This is a genomic window from Psychrobacter pacificensis, assembly GCF_018336615.1.
Classification (GTDB): domain Bacteria; phylum Pseudomonadota; class Gammaproteobacteria; order Pseudomonadales; family Moraxellaceae; genus Psychrobacter; species Psychrobacter pacificensis.
The window spans coordinates 2,500,467-2,516,310 of sequence record NZ_CP048752.1; the positions used below are offsets into that span (position 1 = coordinate 2,500,467).

Genomic DNA, 15,844 nt, shown 5'->3' on the forward strand with positions numbered 1-15,844 from the left:
GGAGAGATATTATGACTTTTGACAGCGTATTTATGGCGACCTTAGCAGCCGTACTTCTAACCTTGGCGGCACACGTCATTGCACGTATGTTAGCGCGTAAATTATCATGGTTACCGATGGTAATTACCGCGCTCGTTTTGGTACTGGTCTTCTTATTTTTATTGCAATGGGATTATGACAACTACTACAGCGCGGCAAAGCCTATATTCGATCATCTATTAGGATATGTCACAGTACTTTTGGCGGTACCACTAGCCGCAATGAACTTTAAAGGACTGCCTGTCAAAAAGCTCTCTTTGATCGTTGTTATTGCTAGTGTCATTGGTGCCCTACTGCCCATGTCATTGGCTTATCTATTTTCATTGAGTCACGACAGCATACTTGCTTTTGCTACCCGTTCTGTGACTACTCCCATTGGCCTGAGTGTTGCCGATTTAATCAATGCGCCATTAGCACTGGCGAACCTGATCATCATCGTCTCAGGTCTCATTGGCGGCGCTGTCGCCCGTTTTTTGTTTCGCGGTATCAATGATGATCGAGCTAAAGGTCTTGCACTTGGACTGGCGGCTCACGCATTTGGTACAGTAGAAGCGTGGCAAATCAGCCATACGGCAGGACGATATGCGGCATTTGGACTGGCAGTCAACGGTTTAGTGACTGCTATTTGGGTGCCTGTATTTATCAGTGCGTTAGGCATCTAGACTGACTTTGCTTACCGCTTTAACAGATGACTGAGCACTGTTTCATCATTTCAATCATTATTTTTATTGTTATTGCTTACTCAGTAACGAGACTAATAGACATGACATTTGGCTCATCCAACTATTGTCATCACCTTTGCATTTTAGAGAATTAAAATAAGGTACGCATCAAAAAAGTGCTTGCCTGTAATCCAATATAAATAGATATTTAACAATCTTCAAAAATATAGCACTTTGATTTATTTAAGTTTGTTTAACGATAAAAATTTGATTTTACAACTTATTTTGTCAATCTAATGCGGTAAAAAGTTATTATATGTTATAGTAAGCAACTATTATTTTTTGTATCTATTGCAAGTGGTTCTTGTTAAACGTGGTATTTGCTAGGTGGCTATATCGATGACGAGCTATAAAATCCTGCAACCCCGATGAACGCTTAAGCGCGTAAAATGACGCGTCTATAGGCAAAACAATTTGCTATTATTCGATAAAAAGTGATAACACTATGATAAATACTGCTACTTTGATTACTCGCTGTTTGTCTCCTATTTTATTAAGTGCGATTGCCCTCTCGACTTTTTCTACTGCTGCCAACGCTGGCAATATGTATATCTATAAAGACAAAGCTGGACAAGTACTACTGACCAACGTCAATCCTAGTGGCAATTTTGATAAATTCACTAAGAAAGTTAAAGTCACTTATTATAAAGACTCTAAAATGTATGACGGCATTAATAGTAGCAATGGCTATGGTAGCAGTGCCGCTAGCAAGAGTGGTAGCCGTAATGCTTACGACAGCTACATTCGCGCCTCTGCTGAACGTCATGGCGTAGATCCTGCCCTTATGAAAGCAATGATGCATACCGAATCTGCTTTCAATCCCAATGCTCGCTCACCTGTCGGTGCGCAAGGCCTCATGCAGTTAATGCCAGCGACGGCTCGTCGCTTTAATGTAAGTAACCCTTGGAACCCTGCAGACAATATTGAAGGCTCAGCCAAATATATCGCTTGGCTCATGCGCCGTTTCAATAACAATGTCGAACATGCAGTAGCTGGCTACAATGCAGGTGAAGGTAATGTCGATAAATACGGCGGTATTCCTCCTTTTAAAGAAACCCGTAACTATGTGCAAAGAGTCATGAGCCGTTATCATAGCTTGTATAAGAATGATGCTGGGCTATCTGGCGCCAGTATGAGTGCCAGCAATCAAGTCAGTAGCACCATTAACAGTGGGTTACGCAACGTCAGTTACGGCACTAGCAATAATGTGAATAGTGCCAGCTATGCTAACTCAGCTTATGATGCTTTACGCTAAGCCAGAGCTAAGCTAGAAATGAAATAGACCGGCGACCTAAAAAGCCAGACACAAAAAAGCCCGTTAATTTCTTAACGGGCTTTTTTGTGCTTGGACGCTTTATATCTTAATAGGTCATCAGTTATAAAGATAAACTGTGAGCGCTGAATCAGCACTCACAGTATTTTCCAATATGACTTAATTCTTACTTGGTGCTTACTTGTTAGCAGCCTGAGTTGCAGCAACTTCAGCAGCGAAGTCTTCTTGCTTCTTCTCAATGCCTTCACCAACTTCTAGACGTTTGAAACCAAGTACTTTTACGCCTTCAGCTTTTAGGACATCACCAACTTTTTTGTCATTGTCCATAACGTATGGCTGACGTAGCAAAGTTACTTCGTCTAGGTACTTACGCAGGCCACCTTCGATCATTTTTTCAACGATGTTGTCAGGCTTGCCAGACTCTTTTGCTTTGGCTTCGATGATGTCTTTTTCGCGTGCCAATACATCAGCAGCAACGTCTTCATCATCGACAGCAACAGGGTTGAACGCTGCAATGTGCATGGCAAGATTTTTGCCAGTGTCAGCGTCGCCACCTTCATAAGAAACCACTACACCAATACGTAGACCATGACGGTATGCAGCGATGTTAGCGCCTTCAAGTACTTCAACACGGCGAACCTGAATGTTCTCACCGATTTTTTGTACCAAAGATACACGTGCTTCTTCAACCGTCTGACCATCACCATAAGGCAATTCAGAGATGGCAGCAACATCAGTGACGTTGTTTTCTAGTGCAACGTTAGCCACTTTTTCTGCAAAAGCAGTGAAGCTGTCGTCTTTTGCAACGAAGTCAGTTTGGCAGTTAACTTCTAACAAGAATGCTTTGTTTTCGCCTTGAGCGATGATGATAGCGCCGTCCGCTGCGATGTTACCCGCTTTTTTAGCTGCTTTTGCTTGACCAGATTTACGTAGGTTATCAATGGCAACTTCAACATCACCGTTTGATTCTTCTAACGCTTTTTTACATTCCATCATGCCAAGACCAGTACGGTCACGCAGTTCTTTTACCATTTTGGCAGATACTTTTACTTCTGTCATAAGAGTCACCTTAGTATAGTTATGTATAAGAGGAATTAATGTCTATTCGATATCTTAATGTTGCTTTAAATCTAGCAAGACCGCTCATTTTGAGTCATCACTAATATAGCCATCAATGATGTCAAAAAGATAACATCTTAAAAACATAGCGCTATAGCCAGTACGAACGATAATACTCGCCCATTAGCTACTCGGTTATGTATAACGGCCTCATTAATAATGCTCTATTCAATAACAAGGCATGACGAGTAAAACTACATCATGCCTATTATGAGCTTATACGCTGTTCATAACATTATATGGATGCTGATAGCCACACTATCAAGATATCCTTACAAAGTTAAACTTTTTAACTCAGCTATTTACTCTGCTGGAGTTGCAGCTTCTTCTGCAGCTGGTGCTTCTTCAGTAGCAGGTGCTTGCTCAGCTTTACCGCCAGCTTGAGTTTGTGCGTATTCTTTACCAGCGATGATAGCATCAGCCATAGAAGTTACGTACAAAGTCACAGCACGGATAGCATCATCGTTAGCTGGGATGATGTAGTCAACGTTGTCTGGGCTAGAGTTGGTATCAACGATACCGATAACTGGGATACCTAGGTTTTTGGCTTCTTTAATAGCGATGGCTTCGTGATCTACGTCTACAACAAAGATAGCATCAGGTAGGCCGCCCATGTCTTTGATACCGCCTAGTGAACGCTCAAGTTTTTCCATATCGCGGGTACGCTCTAGCGCTTCACGCTTGGTTAACTTCGCAAAAGTACCGTCTTCTGATTGCTTTTCTAGCTCTTTTAGACGGTTGATTGACTGGCGTAGTGTTTTCCAGTTAGTCAACATACCACCTAACCAGCGATGGTCAACGTATGGCATACCAGCACGAGCTGCCTGCTCACGTACGATACCGCTTGCAGCACGTTTAGTACCAACAAACAATACTTTGTTTTTCTTAGCAGCTAGGCCGTTTACGTAAGTCAACGCTTCGTTGAACGCTTTTACGGTGTGCTCTAAGTTGATGATATGGATTTTGTTACGTGCGCCAAAGATGTATGGACCCATTTTTGGGTTCCAAAAACGTGTTTGGTGACCAAAGTGAGCGCCAGCTTGTAGTAAGTCGCGCATTTCGATTTTGGTTGGATTCTTTGTAGCCATGATAATATATCCTATTGGTTGGGTTATGCCTCCACATCACAAAAACAGCCTATTTGGCGACACGCATCTGCTACTGACTAGTCTTTATTACTAAAGCCCTAATGGTTCGCAAATTAATCAAGTCGCCAAACACCCAGCAATTTTTTGCCATGATGTGTGTGTCATTGGTTGGTTTCAAAAATAAGCCATTGTGCGTTTAAACTAATTATATCTAAACTATAAAAATAGCTGCGCTGTATTTTATCACATAATACCTTAAAGTCTCCAGCAGTTTATTCATAGTGCCTCAATGCGTTACAGATACAGTAGATCGGTAGTGCAATAAAAAAAGCGACACATTCGTATCGCTTTTTTATTTCTGGCTTTAGACTTTATATGAATGGTTTCATATTAGATTATGCAATACAGATACCAATCACAGCCTTGTAACCGCGCCATGTGAATGGCGTGATATAGCTTTGGCGATCTCTAGGTAAGTAAGACACACTTGGTGCGCTTTCAACAATCTGCGGCGTAGAGATAATGAATTCAGAACCAAATTCTGTACGGGCATTACCAGAGATAGTATTGGCCATTTCACCCAACAAGTCTTTCATCATCGTGATCGAAGAGTCAGGCTCACCCATCACATTTATCACTTCTCGCAACATTACGCTTGGTGCACTGACATAGACACAGCCTTCAAGAGGCCCTGATATCTTAATGACACCACTATAATCAAAACCAATCGCCGTTTTATTGTTGTTCAAATAAGGGGTATCGATAGATACTTCTGAGCCGTCGATCTGTGCAAAAAAAGCATTGATCGAGCTTAGAAACACACCCAACTTTTCTACTTTAAACATAATATATTAATATCCATCTGTATTACGTGGCAGCAGCATTAGTCCTGCAAACAAACCACAATCTCGCCAACTTGTGAGCGCCAAGTGATGGGAATGATAAAAGAACGTTCATCGTTCGGCAACACAATACTTTGCGGTGCGCCTTTGAACACAAACGGCACAGAGATGTGAAACTCAGAGCCGAACTCTTTACGCGCATTACCCGAAATCGTGTTGGCAACTTCACCAGCCAAATCGATGTAGTTTTCCTCACTCTTATCAGCTTCACCCATGCTATCCAATATTGAAGACAGTAATTGACGAGTTGCCGAAAAATACACCACGCCTTTTTGTCCACCTGATATACCAATAACACCTGTATAATCGTGGACTTTTGGCTGTTTGTTTTCTAATAAGTAAGGGGTGTCAGCAATTAGCTCTTCGCCACCAAACTGATTAAAATAGTTACTAATAATACTCAAAAAAATCTGTAGCTTTTGTTCTTTCATAATGACATCTGCTTTAATCGATGAATGGTATTAGTCTTGCATCAGCTCATACAAAGACTCCACGAGCTCCTCTTCTGAGAAAGGCTTGCACAAGAAACCGCTGGCACCTAGTGATAAAGCTTCGATGCCAGTGGCCTTATCAGACAACGCTGACACGACCAAAATACGCACATCAGGATCAATCGCAATGATTTTTTCGATACATTCAAGACCATCCATTTGTGGCATGGTCAAGTCCATGGTGATCACGTTAGGACGATGGATGTTAAATTTTTCAATGGCTTGAACGCCGCTAGTCGCTGTTGCAACCAGCATAAACTTTCCTGAATCGTATGCGCGCTGAATACGGTTTCTGATAATATTTGAATCATCAACAATCATTAATTTATGCATAACTTGTCTATTACCTTTAATGAAATGCTTGTCGTCCCTGACAATATCGTTACTGTTTTTAATTAAGCTTTAGGTAACGTAATGACAAACCGTGTCATTTGACCCAGCTCACTATTTACGTTCAGCTTACCATTGTAGTCTTTTACTTGCGCTTTGATGATATCCAGTCCAACGCCGCGTCCACCATCTTCATCTGCGTTTTCTTTGGTAGAGAACCCAGAAGAAAATAACTGCTTGAGTAAATCGCCTTGACTGAGCTGGCTTGCTTCTTCCTCACTAAAGCGACCTTCTTTGCTTAGCTTATTACGGATGCTGTCATAGTCGATACCTTGGCCATCATCTTGCACTACTAGTATGAAGTCTGAACCGTTATCTTGTACTTCTAAGTCAATCGTACCGACTTCAGGCTTACCAGCCGAATGACGAACACCTGGGGTTTCGATACCGTGCACAACCGCGTTACGTAGCAACTGAATACTGATTTCTTTAATTGGCTTGGCAAGATGCTCTGGTATGTGAGTTTGCGCCAGTGTCGTGCTTTTTAGCTGTACATGCTTGCCTTGTCTGGCAGCGATCTCTTTTGCAAACTCATTGTAAAAAGACAGTCGATCATCATTGCTTTCATCGTCTAGATCAATATCTAAACCGCCATCAGTGCTGATGCTACTCGCTGGCTGACTATTTACCGCAGCTGTTTTTGCCACGCCGTCTTTTAAAGCAGAATCGCTTAACGGGGCTTGCGTATTGGCTGTTGCCGCTTTAGGCGGCGCTGAGCGGTTAATACGTTCACCCAAGGTCGCAATGGTATTTGATAGACTTAGTAAGTCGTCTAAGTGTACTGCCAACTGTAAGAAATCATTACCCGATAGCTGGCCTTGATTTTGCAAGGCATGCAATTTGTCTTCTGCTTCTGACGCAATTTTAGTAAAGCTATGCAGTTTTAGTGCCGATGCCTCACCTTTCAAGCTGTGCATTTCACGATAGATCGCATTTAGTTTGCCTTCAAGCTCGTATTGTGAGCTACCAGGGTTTTTCAAGATGTTGTTCATACGCTCGATATGCGCTTGGGTGTTGCTAATGAACTCATTAATGATCTTTGGATTTACATTCAAGATAGTGGTTAACATCTCAATCTGCATATCGTTTTGCGAGCGTTCTTTTTCTAAACGCTGTTCTAAGTAAACGGCATCTGACACATCGTTGACGTTAACCAAAATACGCGCAATGTCTTTATCTTCATAAACACGTGAGAATTTAAAGTCTAAGAAGCGATTGTTAAGTCCTTTATCATCAGAGCTATTATGTAGCATCACTTTGTGCAAAGGATTTAGAGAATCTACCAATTTTTCTTTAACTCGAGGATTATAAAGCTGCTCAATGAACTGCTGAGTGGTCTTAAGATCTTTGTCAGAAATACGACCACGCAAGACATTGGTAAAGTTTTCTCCTGCTAGCCTATCAGAACCAACGATACTGTTTAGGGCGCGCGAGTGCTGCTGACCAATATTTAAGTCTTTGTCCAGTAGGAATAGGCCCGTATTTACCGTTTCCATAATCTCTTGCGTTTCACGACGAGCCGCAAATGCCTCAGCATCGGTCTCACGTAAGCGGCGTACAAAGAAGAATACGAAGATCAAGAAGTAAGCAAAAATCGCAACAACCCCAAGTGCCTGAATTAGACGAATGGTATTGGCTTGGCGTTCTGCATCATCAAACACTTCGTTGGTCAAATCATCTAATGATTCGTTCATTAGCAAACTTGAGGTTTTTGCCTGCTCTACCGCCTGAGTCAAATCATCTGATGAATCGACCAGTACGTTATCAGCATCTTTTAAGTAAGTTTCAATTCTAGGCTCAAGTAGCTGCCATTGCTCGTTTGCCGCTTGTACATTTTCTTGCGCACTACCGCTAACGCTCGGTAATTTGTACGTTTTGCCGTCAGCATCGTCGGTAATCGTGCCGCCTTCTCCGATAGCCGTCAACGTATTGTTAATCAGTGCTGTATTCTGTTCCAAACGCTCCAATACACGCTGAATGTGCGGCGAGCTGGTATCTTCACCGTAACTGCTATCCAAATCGAACAGATCTTTAATTACTGACTGTGCGCTGTTTGCTACTTGGTTGGTCTGATCAATCAATACCGTGTTTCTTTCAAGCAAGCTTGAGGTATAGAAAGTAAATACAAGCAAAGCTCCGATCAAAGACAAAAACAGTGCAATCGAAATAATCAAGCCGCGATAACGTTTGTTATCTCCATTATTTATTGTAGCCATATCAAACGTCCCTTAGTTTGCTTGTTCAGTGGTGGCAGAAGCACTAGCCGTTGGACTTGTAGTCTCACCAAGCCAGCGAGCTTCAATCTCTTTAAACTTACCTTTCGCTTTTAGCTTGGTAATACCGTCATTGATTTTGTTAATGAGCTCAGTATTACCTTTTGCCATCAAAATAACCTGCTGTGCTGATGGATTATCTTGCCCTTCATAAGGAACGATGGTTACTTTTTGCTCAGGATGGTTTTTTGCCGTATATTGCAAGATAGGTAGATCATGCAAAATCGCATCTACTTTGCCTTGCATTAAATCTTCATACAATAAAAAGGCAGTCGTTCTGGTCGAGAAGTTGTTGTACTTACCCATTTGCTGTGCTTGATCGACCTGCTTAGAGCCTTCCATTGCAGAGATGTTTTTGCCTTGCAAATCATCTAGGCTGTTAATATTTAATTCTGGTTTTGCATACATGATGGCGGCAGGGTTAAAGAAGTAAGGCTGAGACAACCCGTACTTAGCATCACGCTCATCTTTATAAGAGATGCCTGAAATCGCCAAATCGCGACTACCCGACTCTACTGTATCGAACATGTTTTGCCAGGTTTCTTTATAAAACTCAACTTTGAACCCTTCTTCTTCGCCAAGCGCGCGAATAGAATCAATGTCGATACCCTGCATGTTGCCGTAATCATCTTGAAATGAGAAAGGAGGCATGGTCCCTGTGGTTGCTACTTTTAAAACTGGCGCTGAATCTGGAAGGCTACTGACAAACTCCTCCTGCCCTTCTGCAGGCGTGTTCTCAGCAGCAGTACTTTCTGGTGTACTAGAGTTGCTGCATCCAAAGATACCTACGCTTAAAACGACTGGTAATATTCGGTATAGCTGCTTCATAATCTATCCTTGAGAATTAATGTGGTTATGCAATTTAATGAATGACAATCTAGAGAGGTTAAGCAATATTCCTATAATATTTACTTACAGAAAGTTACGTTAGATAATACTTACCTAACTTTACAATTGCAATAATAATGTTTGACAGTTATATACAATTAGTTATATATACATAATAATTCATATATATCTATACAATATATATTTTATTAATATTTATAGAACTTGTAGAAAAAGCTTTATCAAAAAGAAAATCTTATATACAAATTAATAGCAGACATAAAAAAGCACCCATACGCTCTAAACGTATGGGTGCTTTTTATGAGTACTTAATTTACGATGAAACCTTATACTTACTCTGCATCGTCAAGATTTAGGTTACGGTCTATCTGCCAGATTAAAAACGCACCCAAGCTCATCAGTACAAAAAGTGCAATACCGATTTTTAACACTGGATTGAGAGGGAATAAGTTTAATAATAAACCACCAAAAATACCCACTGAAAACATCAGCGAGCCTTGCAGCGCGCTTGCCATACCCGCACGCTGCTTTTGAAAAGCCAGCGCAATCGCTGAGGCGTTTGGCTGGGTCAATCCCAAGCCTGCAATACAAAAGAAAATACACGCCAGCACCAGTGGCAACCAAGCATCGGTCCCCAAAAATATACCGACAACAAACAACGTGCCTGCAGAGAGCACCTGCATCATCGTCCCAAAGCGTAATATGCTCAAGATACGAAAGCGATTGGTCAACCATTGGTTCAATTGAGTCAAACCCACAAAGCCCGCCGCATTCATCCCAAACAACCAGCCAAAGTGCGTGGCCGAGACGCTATAAGTGTCCATGATTAATTCAGAAGCTGAGCTGATATAGACAAACATCGCACCCATCAACAGCCCGCCACCGATCGCAGGGTAGTTAAAGCTGGGATCTTTTAATAAGTCCCAATACTGGCTAAGCACCTCTTTTGCAGGACGCACATTACGATTTTCTTCGGTCAATGTCTCAAAAAAGAAAAACTTAGTAAGCAATAAATTTAGGGCACCAAAAGCGGCCAAAAACCAGAAAATGGAATGCCAATCAAAAAACTGTAAAAATAGTGCGCCCAGCGACGGCGCGAGTATCGGTGCCAGACCCATCACCAATATCATGATAGAAAAAGCTTTTGCGGTCTGCTTGGCGGTTAGGCGATCTCTAATAGCAGCGCGAGTCACCACTGCCCCTACACAAGCGCCCAATGCCTGCATCGTTCGCCCTACAAATAATACATATTCATTGTCAGTGGTCGCACAAAGAATGGACGCAATCACATATAGTGTCATACCTATATATAAAGGCTTAACACGGCCAACACGATCACTAAAAGGGCCATAAAATAACTGCCCGAATACCAAACCCAAAAAATACGCTGGCACAGAGTTGGCCATAAATGCCGTAGATACGCCAAAATCATCTGCCATTGATGGTAGCGCAGGCAGATACATATCAATGGATAACGGTCCTACCGCAACCATTAATCCTAGCATCATAATCCATGCAACAGGCAGATCAGCAGAACGTACTCGTTCAGAGGCGATAGGTTTATTTGGTAGAGAGGACTTTGGGGCAGACATAGTTAGACCATTTATATAGTGATGATTACTTAAGCGCTTGTAAGATACATGAAATAGATATTTTTAACGACAATAGTGCATCTTTATCTAAATCTGTGCAAGCGGACAGTGTTATATCGTGCTGTCCACTCGGATTTCAATAGCCATAAGGGACTAATGAAACAAGCCTTAACAACTAAAAACAATCAACGTAATTTATCAAAATATGTCTGTCGTACTTTTAATCTAAGTACTGAGGCCGAAATTGTCTCAGATAAAATCCTTAAGACAATATCTACCAAAATTAAAGAACGTTAGCGGAACTGACGTTTGCTAAACACCGTGCTAGCTTGCTTTGCTTTTCTCAGAGCAAGTTTGCGATTGCGTCCAAGCATCATCTTAATCTGCCAGATTTTTTCTTTATATAAGGTAGTCGCAGGCTGCTCATACATCGCATTAATTACGCGTTTGCTCGCTAGCACAGCGTCAGGAGAGCGCTCAGCAAACTCAGCCGCCAGCTGTCGTGCTTGCTCAAGCGGCGTCTCACTACAATGACTGATTAATCCTAATTCTTTGCCATCATTGGCATTGATGATGCGCGCCGTCATGGCCAGCTCTTTGAGAACGTCTTCTCGTACCACCCCAAATGCCGATTGCGTCAATCCCATGTCCGGTACCAAACCCCATTTGGCTTCCATAATAGACAGCTGGCAATCCGGATGACTAATACGCACATCACATGCCAATGCTAGCTGTAGCCCAGCGCCAATACAGTAGCCTTCTAGTACCGCGATGACAGGTACTGGTAGATCACGCCACACCAAGCAGACACGTTGGAATGAGCTTTGCCAAGGCTTAATCAGCTCCCAAATAGCAAAGACTTGGTTTTTTGGATGGTTTAAATCCCCTAAATCAATACCTGCACAGAATGTGCCTTCTGCACCATTTAAAATAACCGCGCGTATCGTTTTGTCTTTGCTAATACGCTCTGCCACCATAATCAGCTCATCGATGACTTGAAAGCTCATGGCGTTTTTTTTGTGCGGACGATTTAGCGTCACAGTGAGTATATTATCAGTGACACTCACTTGTAGCGTTTCGTATTGGTAAGTTGCAATGGCGCTCATAACGATCCTTATTTATGAATGGGTAAAAGATAGACTGATAGCGATAATGTTAGCAGGCTTATCCATATCCTACCTTAGCAATAACTGACTGCTACGATACTGTATCAAGCGTCTGCCTTTTAATATTCGCACATTATCTGGCTGCTAGTGATCGGTATCGTATGCAATTCACTTATTACATCGCATAATAACGGTCCGATTACCTGCTCTAAATCATTTTCCACGTCATGTCATTTTCGCTCAAACGATGATAGTTGAGCTGAGGGTAAGCCGATAAATCCACGTTTTGTAAATTATTCAGTGCGGTAAGTAGTGCCTCATAATATGGCTCAATCATCGCAAATTGTACCGGTGTTGTATGCTGTACATTCAATAAGCACTTATCCTCCAAGTCTTGGCTGGCCTGACGTAGCTGCGGCACTCCTGTATAACGACTGCCGCCCAATATGCGATGGGCAATTTGTGCCAACAAGTTACGATCACGAGCTTCCCATGCTTGAGTCAGTGCTTGCTTTTCCTCGTTAATCGTATCGAGCATCATAATGATGAGCTTGGCTGCCAAATCAGGTTTGTTTGCTGAGCGAGTAAGCGCATCTTGCCAGTCTAAAATATCAGACGTATCCATTGTACTGAGGTTTTTTTGATGGAGGTTGTGATCCGTTTGCTCATATAGCCTTTTATCCATATTCGCTGTTATGTCTTCAGCAGAATTATCTGTCGGTTCTTTTGGTGGATACAATAATGATTCTTGCCCTTGCTTGTGTAAACGTAGGCTCTCATAGCGAGGCTGGTTCTCACGGGTGGTCTCTCGTCTATAATCGTCACGTGGCTGACTGTCACGCAAGTAGTCATCACGGATTTTTTTTAGTGATAATGGTCGAGTGACTTTTGGCGGTTCTGTGATTTCAGTCCTATTACGAACGCGTTCGTTGTCTTTGACCATCGGATAAATGGCGGTCTTTTGATCCGAGAGCGGCGTCGATTGTTCTGTGAGGTGTATATTTTCGGAGTCGGTATTTTGTAAATCGATGCTTTGCAAATTAGAAGCTTGCAAATCAGTATCAGCCAATGCCGTTATTTGCGGTGTGATGCTTTTTCGGCCTAGCCACTTTTGGAGTACTTGCAATAACTGAGGTTGGCTAATTGGTTTGCCAACGTAGTCATTGATACCGCTGGCGATCAGCTTGTCGCGCTCATCCGCTAGGCCATGTGCGGTGAGAGCAATAATAGGAATACGGCTATCAGCCGCTTCAATGCTCCGAATTTGCTTCGCTGCTTCATGACCTGACATGCGCGGCATTTGGATATCCATAAATATCAAATCGATATGATTTTTATCTTGAGTAGCTGTTTTATCGTCATTTGCACTCTCTTCAGCATACAGGGAGGTGCTGGATTTTTTATTGACCTCATCACGTGTCTCGGCTTTTGAGAGTTGCGTTTTATTCGACAGACTTTGCTTATCGTTTTTAGCAGATTTGACATTTTTGGTTTGCTGTTTACTGATAATTTCTATGGCATCAAAGCCGCTACTCGCTGTAATGACTTGTATGCCAAGCTCGCTCAATAGCGCATCAAGCACCAATAGATTTGGTAGATGATCATCAACTGCCAGCACGGTAATCCCTTTCCAGCGCGGCTCTTGTAAGCTCTTTGGCATACTGCGATTTTGTGTATCAAGCATTGCGTATAGCTGTCTTTTGTCCAATGGCTCATACAAGATATTGGCTTGATAGCGGTTAAGCAGCGCTTGGTCAGCCGCCACTTGATAGCCAAACACAGCAAGTTTGCCTTGATAATGGAGACGGATTTGCTTGAGTAACGCCATCATATCGTCTTGCGTATCATCATCAACGATGACCCAATCCCAAAAGTTGCCATGCTCTTTGAGCGACTCAAGCACCCCTGGCAATGAATTGGCTTGAGTGAGCTTAATCGGTAAGTACTGCAAGCTGGCCTTCAACACTTGTATTGAGGCCGTATGACTGATCCAAACCAAGACGTTGAACTCATCAGTCTCGCTTGCAAGCGGTGCCAATACTGGCAGCTCAATGGTCTGACCAGTTGGTGCCTCTAGCACATCGACATGGGCTGGCATACGGAACCAAAACGTCGCGCCTTGATTGGCGATGTTCTCTTGAGCGTTGTCATGAAAGCCGATATCGCCGCCCATGAGACGCGTTAATTGTTTGGAGATAACCAGACCCAACCCCGTACCACCATATTGGCGCGTGATTGACGGATCACCTTGGCTAAAGCTTTGGAACAGCATTTTTTGGTCAGCAAGCGAAATGCCTTTACCACTGTCTTGCACACTGATCATCAGATAGTTATCACGATGATCGTCCAAGCTGACCCGTACGACCACATCGCCACTGTCTGTGAATTTGATGGCATTCCCCACGATATTGGTCAATACCTGCTTGAGGCGCAGCGCATCGCCATTGATACGCATGGGCACGTCGTTATAGAACAAGACAGCCATACGTAGACCTTTCTCCGCAGAGACAGGAGAGAGCATATCAACCACATCATAAATGGTGTCATACAAATCAAACTCATGACGATCAAGCACCAACTTGCCCGCCTCAATCTTAGAGAAATCCAAAACATCATTGACCAAGGCAAGTAGGTGAGCTGAGGATTTGCGGATAGTCTGTACGTATAAATCCTGTTCAGGATTGAGCTCACCGTGACGCGCTAATAAGTTAATAAAGCCATCGATACTGTTCAACGGCGTGCGCAGCTCGTGGCTGATGTTGGCCAAAAATGCGGATTTGGCTTGGCTGGTTGAGATGGCAGCATCACGCGCATTTCGAATAGAGATGTTTTGCATTTCCATCTCATCAAATGCCAAACGCAGATCGTCTTCGGTTTGCTCGGCATGATCCTTGAGCTCCTGAAAACTTCTATGGAGGCGACGAAATGTCTTGACCAAATCTTGCTGTAATAAATTAAGCTCACCATCTGACTCTACTGGTACAGGCTGATATAAGTTATCAACATGGGTACGTTGTAATTGCAAACGCAGCTCATAGATAGGTGCAATCCAACGCTTTGAGTAAATATTTAAGCTGAGTAATAAAATCAGAATGGTAAACAGACCGGTAATCACCAGCGCCATCGCAATACGATAACGGGCGATATAAAGTGGCTCGTTGTCCATATCGACCAGTAGCCACAACGTCTGCCCCTCAAACTCACCCAACACGCTGCCATATGCCGTGCCTACAGGCGTTGGTTTTTGCGATAAAAACTTTGCTGAGTCACTGATTAGCGGCCATTTCTCGTTCAGACCATAGCCTACGGTCGCCAATACTTGATTGCCTTCATTGATAACAGCAATACGCTGTACATGCTGCTCAGACTGCATACGCCCGAGTTTATCCTGTATGCTTTCGAGCGTTGTCATCGCACTCTGTGATGCCTTATCTGTGCTGCTTTTTGCTTGCTGACGTTCTTGCTCCAACAAATCAGGAATCAGCTCTGCAATGACTGGTGTATAACGAATCAATACCGCCTCAGCCAGTGCCTCTTGCTCTGAATCGCTCGCACGCATGGTTTCGTGAAATACCAAAATACCCCCTACCGCCGCCAACACGCAGATGGGTAAAAACACCAATAGGATCAGCTGCCCATAGGCACTGCTGGTATTGAAACGTTTTTTATATGCCATGCTCGCTCTACTCTCTACGAAAATGCTGTCTGTGAATTTTGTTACGGTCTCTACGCTACCATAAAAAATGCTTAAGCTTGCTAGCTTGTTTTTTAATGATACGCCTTTTATGGCTCAAGATTATCTTAACAGGATTCTATAAATCACGTTTACCCATTCAAGGTGAATGAAACACAAACTTTGACCAATATGGCTTTAAGCAAACCTAACAAATATACATACGTTACTAAACGGCATGGTTGCGGCACCATAAAACCTGCTTTTGTCCCTAAAAAAATTGCCAGTAAAAGGCGCTTTCATCAAGTATTATTCTTTTATGCAATA

12 protein-coding genes are annotated in these 15,844 nt (G+C 42.7%); 2 read left to right on the forward strand and 10 right to left on the reverse strand.

From position 1 onward, the window contains the following. Nucleotides 1–11 precede the first annotated feature (11 nt). Complete coding sequence (locus tag GYK50_RS10610; protein WP_212563893.1) at nt 12–701, forward strand: LrgB family protein; 690 nt, start codon at nt 12–14, stop codon at nt 699–701. A gap of 505 nt (nt 702–1,206) precedes the next feature. Beyond that, the gene (locus tag GYK50_RS10615) at nt 1,207–2,016 is read left to right on the forward strand and encodes a lytic transglycosylase domain-containing protein (RefSeq protein WP_212563894.1); all 810 of its coding nucleotides are present in this window, start codon (nt 1,207–1,209) and stop codon (nt 2,014–2,016) included. 195 nt (nt 2,017–2,211) lie between these two features. Here GYK50_RS10615 and tsf read toward each other — a convergent pair whose 3' ends face one another. The 10 genes from tsf to GYK50_RS10665 all read right to left on the reverse strand — a co-directional run bounded on the left by tsf (nt 2,212) and on the right by GYK50_RS10665 (nt 15,520). Continuing rightward, complete coding sequence (gene tsf / locus GYK50_RS10620) at nt 2,212–3,093, reverse strand: translation elongation factor Ts (RefSeq protein ID WP_071002284.1); 882 nt, start codon at nt 3,091–3,093, stop codon at nt 2,212–2,214. 362 nt (nt 3,094–3,455) lie between these two features. Then, nucleotides 3,456–4,241: a 30S ribosomal protein S2 gene (rpsB, locus tag GYK50_RS10625; protein WP_186475105.1), complete on the reverse strand. Its 786-nt coding sequence runs from the start codon at nt 4,239–4,241 to the stop codon at nt 3,456–3,458. A gap of 395 nt (nt 4,242–4,636) precedes the next feature. Beyond that, entirely contained in the window at nt 4,637–5,086 is a 450-nt protein-coding gene (locus GYK50_RS10630; protein WP_093067793.1) for a chemotaxis protein CheX, read from the reverse strand. 38 nt (nt 5,087–5,124) lie between these two features. After that, on the reverse strand, nt 5,125–5,574 hold the full coding sequence (locus tag GYK50_RS10635) for a chemotaxis protein CheX (RefSeq protein ID WP_212563895.1): 450 nt from the start codon (nt 5,572–5,574) through the stop codon (nt 5,125–5,127). A gap of 30 nt (nt 5,575–5,604) precedes the next feature. Next, nucleotides 5,605–5,967: a response regulator gene (locus GYK50_RS10640; RefSeq protein WP_058025789.1), complete on the reverse strand. Its 363-nt coding sequence runs from the start codon at nt 5,965–5,967 to the stop codon at nt 5,605–5,607. Between the two features lie 62 nt (nt 5,968–6,029). Next, nucleotides 6,030–8,240, reverse strand: a complete 2,211-nt coding sequence (locus GYK50_RS10645) for an ATP-binding protein (RefSeq protein WP_212563896.1) — start codon at nt 8,238–8,240, stop codon at nt 6,030–6,032. A gap of 12 nt (nt 8,241–8,252) precedes the next feature. Continuing rightward, nucleotides 8,253–9,125, reverse strand: a complete 873-nt coding sequence (locus GYK50_RS10650) for a substrate-binding periplasmic protein (RefSeq protein ID WP_093067785.1) — start codon at nt 9,123–9,125, stop codon at nt 8,253–8,255. A 353-nt stretch (nt 9,126–9,478) separates the two neighbouring features. After that, a complete protein-coding gene (locus GYK50_RS10655) occupies nt 9,479–10,738 on the reverse strand; it encodes a multidrug effflux MFS transporter (protein ID WP_212563897.1) in 1,260 nt (419 codons plus the stop codon). Nucleotides 10,739–11,031: 293 nt separating this feature from the next. After that, nucleotides 11,032–11,844 carry a crotonase/enoyl-CoA hydratase family protein gene (locus GYK50_RS10660; protein WP_212563898.1) on the reverse strand — a complete coding sequence of 271 codons (813 nt, stop codon included), beginning with the start codon at nt 11,842–11,844 and terminating at the stop codon, nt 11,032–11,034. Between the two features lie 208 nt (nt 11,845–12,052). Next, nucleotides 12,053–15,520, reverse strand: a complete 3,468-nt coding sequence (locus GYK50_RS10665; protein ID WP_212563899.1) for an ATP-binding protein — start codon at nt 15,518–15,520, stop codon at nt 12,053–12,055. Nucleotides 15,521–15,844 lie beyond the last annotated feature (324 nt).